The following is a 10,488-nucleotide window of genomic DNA, read 5'->3' on the forward strand; positions in this document are numbered from 1 at the left end:
CCGGCGACCCGACTCCTAGAGGTGTGTCGGAATTGGGTGCCACGGCGCCGGTATCCTGCCTGCCTCTGTGGGAATGAGCTTGCTCACCTACGGCCCCGGAAAAATCAGTCAAACGTGGCCAAACAACTCCTGAACGAACTTCACCCGCTCATCAGGACTGTCGTGACGACCTTCGGCAGTCAGCTCATCCAGTCGTTGCTCTACCGCCAGCGTGCGATGGGTCAGCCCGCAGTCGTTGGCGATCTGGATGTTCAGCCCAGGGCGCGCGTTGAGTTCGAGGATCAGCGGGCCGCGATCCTGATCCAGCACCATGTCCACACCGATGTAGCCGAGGCCACACAGTTCATAGCATTCGGCGGCCAGGCGCATGAAACCGTCCCAGTTCGGCAGTTGCACGCCATCCACGGCATTGGTGGTGTCGGGGTGTTTGCTGATGATGTTGTTAAGCCAGGTGCCGCGCAGTGTCAGCCCGGTCGCCAGGTCGACGCCGACCCCGATGGCGCCCTGATGCAGGTTGGCCTTGCCGCCGGACTGGCGCGTGGGAAGGCGCAGCATGGCCATTACCGGGTAGCCCATCAGCACGATCACGCGAATGTCCGGAACACCTTCATAGCTGATGCTCTTGAAGATCGGGTCAGGCGTGACCCGGTATTCGATCAGCGCGCGATCCCGGTGGCCACCCAGTGAATACAGACCGGTGAGAATGCTGGAAATCTGATGTTCGATTTCCTCGTGGCTGATGATGCGTCCGGAAATCGTGCGAAAACGCTCCTCGAAACGATCGGCGATGACCAGAATCCCATCGCCCCCCGCGCCCTGGGCCGGCTTGATCACGAAATCTCTGCGCCCGCCGATGATGTCGTCGAGCTTCTCGATTTCCTTCTCGGTGGAGATGATTCCGTACATCTGCGGCACATGGATGCCGGCGGCGATGGCACGCTCCTTGGTGATGATCTTGTCATCGACGATGGGGTAAAGGCTGCGTTTGTTGTACTTGAGCACGTAATCGGCGTTACGCCGGTTGATGCCCATGATCCCTTTGGCTTCGAGCGCTTTCCAGGTTTTCCACCAGCCGATCATTTGATGTTTTCCCGTTCGGCGTCTTCCTTGATGAAGGCCTTGAAGCGGATAAGCTCGGTCAAGCGGTAACCGCGATAACGCCCCATTGCCAGCATGAAGCCCACCAGGATCAGCAGGATGGCCGGAAAGGTGAATACGAAGTAGATGAACTCCGGCACACTCATGATGATGTGCGCCAGTGAGGCCGCGAATAGCGTGCCGATGGCGACCTTCATCGCATAACCGCCGCCGCGTTCTTCCCAAGTGATCGACAGGCGCTCGATGGTCATGGTCAGGATGACCATCGGGAACAGCGCCACGGACAAGCCGCGTTCCAGCCCCAGTTTGTGGCTGAACAGACTGATGGCGGCGATCAGCACCACCACGAACGTCAGCACCACCGACAGCCTCGGCAGCATCTGGAGCTTCAGATGCTCAAGATAGGAACGCAACGACAGGCCCAATGCGGTGATGATCGTGAACAACACGATGCCGAAGCCAAGCTGGGTTTCGCGGAAGGCCAGGGCGATTAGCACCGGCGTGAACGTCCCAAGTGTCTGCAGGCCGATCAGGTTACGCAGGATCAGGATAACCAGCACCCCGATCGGGATCATCACCATGATCATGAAGGTCTGCTGCGTTTGTAGAGGCAGGCCGTACAGAGAGTATTCGAGGAAGTCGGCGTCGGTACTTTCGTCCGTCAGTTTGGCCAGGCGGATGGCATTCATCTCGCTGTTGTTCAGGCTGAAGTTGACCGTGGCCTTTTTGCCGCCTTCGACGGAGATCAGGTTGTCGTTGCCCACCCACCACAGCAGGCGATCCTGCGGCAGGCCGGCCTCGCCGGTTTCCGGATTGAAATAGAGCCAGTCCTTGCCGTTGAAGCTACGCAACCAGAGTTCGGGCATCTGCGGTTGATCGGCAACCAGGCGGATGGTGTGGACCTTTTCCACCGGAACGTGGGCCACCGACAGCAGGATCTCGGTGATGCGGGCCTTGTTCTGCACCGATGTGTCGCCGGCCAGCAACAGCTTGACGTTGTCGTCACTCAGATTATTGACACGCCGAATCGCTTCGCTGACGAAGGTTTCCACATCGGCGGAGTGTTGGCGAATCGGCGCGAGAAGGGCGTCGGCGGCAATCTTTTCCGGGCCTTCGACGGCAATGCTGTCGCGAAAGATCGGGCCTTTGACCTTGGCTTTTTCGCCGCTGTAGCGCTTGGTCAGCACCAGCCGGTAATACAGCGTCTGATTGCCGGTGGCGCGACGTGCCGACCAGGTGACCTTGCGGTTGCCATCGACGCGGTTGACGTTCACGCCGTAATTATTGGAGATGAAGCTTTCGTTGAGGCTGATGTAATCCCGCGAGAGCGGCGGCACGTACATCTGCACCTTGACCGTGTCTTTCGGGTTGGCGACGAACTCGACCTTGGCGTCGATGTTCCAGAGGTCGTCGGTTTCGTCTTCGGTCACCGGGATGCCGAGCACCAATATCTGATAGGCCGTGATCGCGATCCCCAGTGTCACCAGGGCTGTGATCAGGATTTTCAGATGGAGCGTAAGAGAGCGCATGTCGTTACTCTGCGGTTTGAGCATCAGTGATGCAGGCAGGTTTGCCCGCTGCATATTTAAGGCTTGGGTCGACCAGCGCGTCGAAGTGCTTCAGGGCTTCGGAGCCAATCAGAAGCGGGTATTGGAAAGCACTTCGGTCGGTCAAGTTCACTTCCACGGTTCGCAAAGCGCTGCCCATGCACACGTCGAGGCTGATCACCGGCCGCGAGGTGTATTTCTTTTCATCGTCCGGATCGACATCGCCAGCCCGGCGCTTGATCTTGCTGACTCGTGCCAAAGGTCGTTCGATGGGATGTTCGTGGGCGTCGTCGATGGCGAGATAGAAGCGCACCCAGGATTCGCCATCGCGTTTGAAGCGTTTGATGTCACGGGCGCTGAGGGAGGCGGTTTTCGCGCCCGTATCCAGTTTTGCCGCGACCTGCAGGTCGATGCCGGCAAGTTCCGCGTACTCGTTCAACCCGTAGACGGTCTTGCCTGCGGCCATGCAGAAATCGCTGAAAAACAGGCCCGGCAGATACAGGCAGAAAAGAGAGAGTAGAGGATGGCGGCTCATAGGTCCTGGCGCGGTGATGGGGAACAAGGAGCAGTGCTTACGTCCGCTCGGGATTGGGTTAGGCGCGGGCCGCGGCCAGTAAGGACGTCCCTGGATCGCCTGTCACGGCAGGCAAATGCGGTCGGCATTCTAGCATGAAGGTTTTGCAGCGCCAGCAAAGGGCACGGCTGACAGGGTTCGTAGGAAGCGTCTCATGCTTGAAGGTTATTAGACGATTGTCGACACTATGCAAAATGTCTTTGACTGATTGAGCGGTATTTGGCTAGATTTAGCCTCGTTCAATGAGAAGGTGTCGACAATGTTGGATGCCACCGAAATCATCAATGCCATTCCGGTCGATTCCGAGACGCTATCGGAGAACGTATTCCGGCGCATTCAGGCAGCGATTGTCAAAGGCGAGATCGCGCCCGGCAGCAAGATTTCCGAGCCGGAACTTGCCCGCACCTATGGCATCAGCCGTGGCCCCTTGCGCGAGGCCATTCATCGGCTGGAAGGCCAGCGTTTGCTGGTGCGCGTGCCCCATGTCGGCGCTCGTGTGGTGTCGTTGAGTCATGCCGAGCTGGTCGAGCTCTACGAAATCCGCGAATCGCTGGAGGGCATGGCTTGTCGCCTGGCGGCCGAGCGCATGACCATCGACGAGATCGACGAGTTGCGTCATGTACTGGAAACCCACGAGCGCGATTCTGCGTTTCAGGCTGGCGTCGGCTACTACCAGCAGGAAGGCGACTTCGATTTCCATTACCGGATCATCCAAGGCGCGCGCAACAGCACCCTGACCCAGATGCTCTGCGGCGAGCTGTATCAGTTGGTGCGCATGTACCGCATTCAATTCTCCACAACGCCCAACCGGCCGCGCATGGCCTTTACCGAGCACCATCGCATTCTCGATGCCATCGCCGACCGTGACGGCGAATTGGCCGAACTCTTGATGCGTCGTCATATCGGCGCGTCGAAACGCAACATCGAACAGCACTACCAAGCTGCCACTGCCCGAGGTGAACAATGACTTCAAGAATGACTCCCGGCCAACGCTTCCGTGATGCCGTCGCCAGCGAGCATCCGCTCCAGGTGGTCGGGGCGATCAACGCCAACCATGCACTGCTCGCACAACGTGCCGGATTCAAGGCCATCTATCTGTCCGGTGGCGGGGTGGCCGCCGGCTCGCTGGGTGTGCCGGATCTGGGTATCACAGGTCTCGATGACGTGTTGACAGACGTGCGTCGCATCACCGATGTCTGTGATCTGCCATTGCTGGTGGACGTAGACACCGGTTTCGGCGCTTCGGCCTTCAACGTCGCGCGAACCGTCAAGTCGATGATCAAGTTCGGCGCTGCCGCCATGCACATCGAGGATCAGGTGGGTGCCAAGCGCTGCGGCCACCGTCCAGGCAAGGAAATCGTTTCGCAGCAGGAAATGGTCGACCGGATCAAGGCCGCCGTGGATGCGCGCACCGACGACAGTTTCGTGATCATGGCGCGCACCGACGCGCTGGCGGTGGAAGGGCTGGAATCGGCTCTGGATCGCGCCGCCGCTTGCATCGAAGCGGGCGCCGACATGGTGTTCCCTGAGGCCATCACCGAACTCGACATGTACAAGCTGTTCGCCTCACGGGTGAAGGCGCCGATTCTGGCCAACATCACCGAATTCGGCTCGACGCCCCTGTTCACTACCGATGAACTCAAGTCGGCTGAAGTGGCGCTGGTGTTGTATCCGCTGTCGGCATTCCGTGCGATGAACAAGGCTGCGGAGAACGTCTATAACGCGATCCGCCGCGATGGCACCCAGAAGAATGTGGTCGACACCATGCAGACCCGGATGGAGCTGTACGAACGCATTGATTACCACGCTTTCGAACAAAAACTGGATGCGTTGTTTGCGCAGAAGAAGAGCTGAAGTCCGCGCCGATTTACAGATTGGAACGCGGACCCTGTGGGAGCGAATTCATTCGCGAAAGATCTGTCAGGCGATAGGGATGGGGCGACTGTACCGGCCAATCGCGAATAAATTCGCTTCCATGGAAATATCATCGTTCTGAAGATCGTGCGAACGAACCAATGAATTGCCGATTCCCCGAAAACTACAAGATTGGAGAGAGCAATGGCTGAAGGAAAAGTATTGAGTGGCGCTGGTCTGCGTGGCCAGGTTGCCGGACAGACTGCCTTGTCGACCGTTGGCCAGGCGGGTGCCGGGCTGACCTACCGTGGTTATGACGTGCGTGAACTCGCCGCCGACGCCCGCTTCGAAGAAGTGGCTTATCTGCTGTTGTACGGTGAGTTGCCGACCCAGACGCAACTGGACGGTTATCTGAAAAAACTCCAGGGTCTGCGCGACTTGCCGCAGGCCTTGAAAGAAGTGCTCGAACGCATTCCGGCCGATGCTCACCCGATGGACGTGATGCGCACCGGCTGCTCGATGCTTGGCAACCTGGAGCCGGAAACCAGCTTCGAGCAGCAGCGCGATTCCACCGACCGTCTACTGGCCGCATTCCCGGCGATCATGTGCTACTGGTATCGCTTCAGTCACGACGGCAAGCGCATCGACTGTGTAACCGACGAAGTGTCCATCGGCGGCCACTTCCTCAAGCTGCTGCTGGACAAGACGCCGAGCGACCTGCATCGCAAGGTCATGGACGTCTCGCTGATCCTCTATGCAGAGCACGAATTCAACGCCTCGACTTTCACTGCACGAGTCTGCGCCTCAACCCTGTCGGATCTGTTCTCCTGCATCACCGCTGCTATCGGCACTTTACGCGGTCCGCTGCACGGCGGCGCCAACGAAGCGGCGATGGAGATGATCGAAAAGTTCTCGTCTGCTGAAGAGGCGGTCAAGGGCACTTTGGGCATGCTGGAGCGCAAGGACAAGATCATGGGGTTCGGCCACGCGATCTATAAGGACAACGATCCACGCAACGAGGTGATCAAGGGCTGGTCGAAAAAACTCGCTGACGAAGTGGGCGACACGGTGCTGTTCCCGGTTTCCGAAGCCATCGACAAGACCATGTGGGAGCAGAAGAAGCTGTTCCCCAACGCCGACTTCTACCATGCCTCGGCGTACCACTTCATGGGCATCCCGACCAAGCTGTTCACGCCGATCTTCGTCTGCTCGCGCCTGACCGGCTGGGCGTCCCACGTGTTCGAACAGCGTGCCAACAACCGCATCATCCGTCCGAGCGCCGAGTACGTCGGCGTCGAGCAGCGCAAGTTCGTGCCAATCGAACAACGCTGAATGGCGACATGCCTGCACCGCGTTCAGTTCAGTCCCGGTGCAGGCCCGCCTTTGAAACTACCGTGATCGAGTCCAGACGATGAACACTGAATACCGCAAAACACTGCCCGGCACTTCACTGGATTACTTCGATGCCCGCGAGGCTGTCGATGCGATCAAGCCAGGCGCCTATGCAACGCTGCCATACACCTCGCGCGTGCTGGCCGAAAACCTGGTGCGGCGCTGCGATCCGGCGACCCTCAAGGCGTCCCTGACGCAACTGATCGAACGCAAGCGCGATCTGGATTTTCCCTGGTTCCCGGCCCGCGTGGTGTGCCATGACATCCTCGGGCAGACCGCATTGGTGGATCTGGCCGGCCTGCGTGATGCCATTGCCGACATGGGCGGCGACCCGGCTCAAGTCAATCCCGTGGTCCCGGTTCAACTGATTGTCGACCATTCGCTGGCGGTGGAATGTGGCGGCTATGACCCGGACGCATTCGACAAGAACCGCGCCATCGAAGACCGTCGCAACGAGGACCGTTTTCACTTCATCAACTGGACCAAGCAGGCGTTCAAAAATGTCGAAGTGATTCCGCCGGGCAACGGCATCATGCACCAGATCAATCTGGAGCGGATGTCGCCGGTGATCCAGACCCTTAATGGCGTGGCGTTCCCGGACACGCTGGTCGGCACCGACAGCCATACCCCACACGTGGACGCATTGGGCGTGATCGCCATCGGGGTCGGCGGCCTGGAAGCGGAAAACGTCATGCTCGGCCGCGCTTCGTGGATGCGCCTGCCGGACATCATTGGCGTCGAGCTGAGCGGGCGCCCACAGCCGGGCATTACCGCGACTGACGTGGTGCTGGCGCTGACCGAGTTCCTGCGCAAGCAAAAGGTCGTCGGTGCATGGCTGGAGTTCCACGGCGCAGGTGCGAGCGCGCTGACCCTGGGCGACCGCGCCACCATTTCCAACATGGCCCCGGAATACGGCGCCACCGCGGCGATGTTCTCCATCGACCAGCAGACCATCGACTACCTCACGCTCACTGGTCGCGATGACCAGCAGGTGAAACTGGTCGAAACCTTCGCCAAACACACCGGCCTGTGGGGCGACACCCTGGCGACTGCCGAATACGAGCGCGTGCTGAGCTTCGATCTGTCGAGTGTCGTGCGGAACATGGCCGGGCCTTCCAATCCGCATGCACGGGTCGCCACTGCTGATCTGGTGGCCAAAGGCATCGCCAGCGCCTGGGAAGAAACCCCCGGTCTGATGCCCGATGGCGCGGTCATCATTGCCGCGATCACCAGCTGTACCAACACCAGCAACCCGCGCAACGTCATTGCCGCAGGCCTGATCGCACGCAATGCCAACAAGCTTGGCCTGACCCGCAAACCCTGGGTCAAGTCCTCGCTGGCACCGGGTTCGAAGACGGTCGCCCTGTATCTGGACGAAGCCGGACTGACCCGCGAACTGGAGCAGCTGGGTTTCGGCGTAGTGGCGTTTGCCTGCACCACCTGCAACGGCATGTCCGGCGCACTGGATCCGGTGATTCAGCAGGAAATCATCGACCGCGATCTGTACGCGACGGCGGTGTTGTCCGGCAACCGCAACTTCGACGGGCGTATCCATCCCTACGCCAAGCAGGCCTTTCTCGCCTCGCCACCGCTGGTGGTGGCCTACGCCATCGCGGGCACGATCCGCTTCGACATCGAGAAGGATGTGCTGGGTATCGGCACCAACGGTGAAGAAATTCGCCTGAAAGACATCTGGCCGAGCGACGAGGAAATCGACGCCGTGGTCAAGGCCTCGGTCAAGCCGGAGCAGTTCCGTCAGGTGTACATCCCGATGTTCGCCATCCAGGAAGACACCGGCCCGAAAGTCGAGCCGCTGTACAACTGGCGTCCGGCGAGCACCTACATTCGTCGTCCACCGTACTGGGAAGGCGCATTGGCTGGCGAGCGGACCCTCAAGGGTATGCGCCCGCTGGCGGTGCTGCCGGACAACATCACCACCGATCACCTGTCGCCGTCCAACGCAATCATGCTCGACAGTGCGGCGGGCGAATATCTGGCACGCATGGGCCTGCCGGAAGAGGATTTCAACTCCTACGCCACGCACCGCGGCGACCACCTGACGGCGCAGCGCGCCACCTTCGCCAACCCGAAACTGTTCAACGAGATGGTTCAGGAAAACGGCAAGGTCAAGCAGGGTTCGCTGGCGCGGATCGAGCCGGAAGGGCGGGTCACGCGCATGTGGGAGGCGATCGAAACTTACATGGATCGCAAACAGCCGCTGATCATCGTTGCCGGTGCCGATTATGGGCAGGGTTCGTCCCGTGACTGGGCAGCCAAGGGGGTGCGGCTGGCGGGTGTCGAGGCCATCGTCGCTGAAGGTTTCGAACGCATCCACCGCACCAATCTGGTGGGCATGGGCGTACTGCCGCTGGAGTTCAAACCAGGCACTGATCGCAACACACTGGGCATCGACGGCACCGAAACCTACGATGTGATCGGCGAACGTACGCCACGGGCCACGCTGACGCTGGTGATTCAGCGCAAGAATGGCGAGCGCGTGGATGTGCCGGTCACCTGCCGTCTGGACACGGGCGAAGAGGTGTCGATCTACGAAGCAGGCGGCGTGTTGCAGCGCTTTGCTCAGGACTTCCTGGAATCCTCCGTCGCTTGATGTTGAACGATCGGAAGGTTGAAAACCACCTGTAGCAGTCTGGTTTGCCGGCGGCAGCAATCTTACAGGCGCCACCGCCGGCAAGCCGTGCTGCTACAGCGGTCGCTCTGCAGCGGCCATCCCTTTGTTGATACAGGGCGCCCTCTTATATAGAAGGAAACGTTTTAATGGCTCATACAGCGCAAATCAAGATTCCCGCGACCTATATGCGCGGCGGCACCAGCAAAGGGGTGTTCTTCTCCCTGGAGGATCTGCCCGAGGCCGCGCAGGTGCCCGGCGCGGCCCGAGATTCCCTGCTGTTGCGGGTGATTGGCAGTCCCGATCCGTACGCCAAGCAGATCGACGGTATGGGCGGCGCGACGTCGAGCACGAGCAAGACGGTAATTCTGTCGAAAAGCATCAGGGCCGATCACGATGTCGATTACCTGTTCGGTCAGGTATCCATCGACAAGCCTTTCGTGGACTGGAGTGGCAACTGCGGCAACCTCTCGGCAGCGGTTGGGCCGTTCGCGATCAGTAACGGATTGGTGGATGCCAGTCGGGTCCCACACAACGGCGTGGCCGTGATTCGTATCTGGCAAGCCAATATCGGCAAGACCATCATCGCCCACGTGCCCATCACCAACGGCGCGGTGCAGGAAACCGGCGACTTCGAACTGGATGGGGTGACTTTTCCGGCAGCCGAGGTCCAGTTGGAGTTCATGGACCCGGCGGCCGAAGAAGAGGGCACCGGCGGCTCGATGTTTCCCACCGGGAACCTGGTGGATGATCTGGAAGTACCCGGTGTAGGCACCTTCAAGGCAACCATGATCAATGCCGGTATTCCGACGATCTTCGTCAATGCCAGCGACATCGGTTACACCGGCACCGAGCTGCAGGATGCGATCAACAGCGATTCGAAAGCCTTGAACATGTTCGAAACCATTCGCGCTTACGGCGCCGTGCGCATGGGCTTGATCAACGATGTCGACGAGGCTGCCAAGCGTCAGCACACACCGAAGGTGGCATTCGTCGCGGAGCCTGGTGAGTACGTGTCTTCCAGCGGCAAGCGAGTGACGGTTCAGGATGCCGACCTGCTGGTTCGCGCCATGTCCATGGGCAAGCTGCACCACGCAATGATGGGCACCGCAGCGGTAGCCATCGGCACAGCGGCTGCGATTCCGGGAACCCTGGTGAACCTTGCGGCCGGTGGCGGCGAGCGCAGCGCCGTGCGTTTCGGCCACCCCTCGGGGACGCTGCGCGTAGGGGCTGAGGCGGTTTTGGTCGATGGCGAGTGGCAAGTGAAGAAAGCCATCATGAGTCGCAGTGCGCGGGTGCTGATGGAAGGATGGGTGCGCGTGCCGGGGGATAGTTTCTGATCGTCTGGCCAGCGCCTGGTTTGCGCCGGTAGGAGCCGGCTTGCTGGCGAACCG

Annotated in this window: 8 protein-coding genes; 5 read left to right on the top strand and 3 right to left on the bottom strand. The window is 60.1% G+C overall.

All coding sequences use genetic code 11. The features are described from left to right. Positions 1 to 108: 108 nt before the first annotated feature. Genes ACRER8_RS01180 through ACRER8_RS01190 form a run of 3 tightly spaced genes read right to left on the bottom strand, consistent with a single transcriptional unit; the run spans position 109 to position 3,180 of the window. Complete coding sequence (locus ACRER8_RS01180; RefSeq protein WP_431744549.1) at positions 109 to 1,077, bottom strand: alpha-L-glutamate ligase-like protein; 969 nt, start codon at positions 1,075 to 1,077, stop codon at positions 109 to 111. Next, positions 1,077 to 2,627 carry an inactive transglutaminase family protein gene (locus tag ACRER8_RS01185; RefSeq protein ID WP_431744539.1) on the bottom strand — a complete coding sequence of 517 codons (1,551 nt, stop codon included), beginning with the start codon at positions 2,625 to 2,627 and terminating at the stop codon, positions 1,077 to 1,079. The genes ACRER8_RS01180 and ACRER8_RS01185 overlap by 1 nt, the downstream gene beginning before the upstream one ends. 4 nt (positions 2,628 to 2,631) lie before the next feature. Further along, on the bottom strand, positions 2,632 to 3,180 hold the full coding sequence (locus ACRER8_RS01190) for an ATP-dependent zinc protease family protein (protein WP_431744540.1): 549 nt from the start codon (positions 3,178 to 3,180) through the stop codon (positions 2,632 to 2,634). Between the two features lie 298 nt (positions 3,181 to 3,478). Between ACRER8_RS01190 and ACRER8_RS01195 the strand changes: the two genes are divergently transcribed. From ACRER8_RS01195 to prpF, 5 genes are all read left to right on the top strand, one after another. Further along, positions 3,479 to 4,186 (top strand): GntR family transcriptional regulator, encoded by a 708-nt coding sequence (locus tag ACRER8_RS01195; RefSeq protein ID WP_431744541.1) that lies wholly within the window; start codon positions 3,479 to 3,481, stop codon positions 4,184 to 4,186. Further along, entirely contained in the window at positions 4,183 to 5,073 is an 891-nt protein-coding gene (gene prpB, locus ACRER8_RS01200; RefSeq protein ID WP_431744542.1) for a methylisocitrate lyase, read from the top strand. Before ACRER8_RS01195 ends, prpB begins: the two co-directional genes overlap by 4 nt. A gap of 204 nt (positions 5,074 to 5,277) precedes the next feature. Beyond that, complete coding sequence (prpC, locus tag ACRER8_RS01205; protein ID WP_431744543.1) at positions 5,278 to 6,405, top strand: bifunctional 2-methylcitrate synthase/citrate synthase; 1,128 nt, start codon at positions 5,278 to 5,280, stop codon at positions 6,403 to 6,405. A 79-nt stretch (positions 6,406 to 6,484) separates the two neighbouring features. Beyond that, positions 6,485 to 9,076: a Fe/S-dependent 2-methylisocitrate dehydratase AcnD gene (gene acnD / locus ACRER8_RS01210; protein ID WP_431744544.1), complete on the top strand. Its 2,592-nt coding sequence runs from the start codon at positions 6,485 to 6,487 to the stop codon at positions 9,074 to 9,076. A 167-nt stretch (positions 9,077 to 9,243) separates the two neighbouring features. Next, the gene (gene prpF, locus ACRER8_RS01215; RefSeq protein WP_431744545.1) at positions 9,244 to 10,434 is read left to right on the top strand and encodes a 2-methylaconitate cis-trans isomerase PrpF; all 1,191 of its coding nucleotides are present in this window, start codon (positions 9,244 to 9,246) and stop codon (positions 10,432 to 10,434) included. Positions 10,435 to 10,488 lie beyond the last annotated feature (54 nt).

It is taken from the genome of Pseudomonas sp., from assembly GCF_050739935.1.
Classification (GTDB): domain Bacteria; phylum Pseudomonadota; class Gammaproteobacteria; order Pseudomonadales; family Pseudomonadaceae; genus Aquipseudomonas.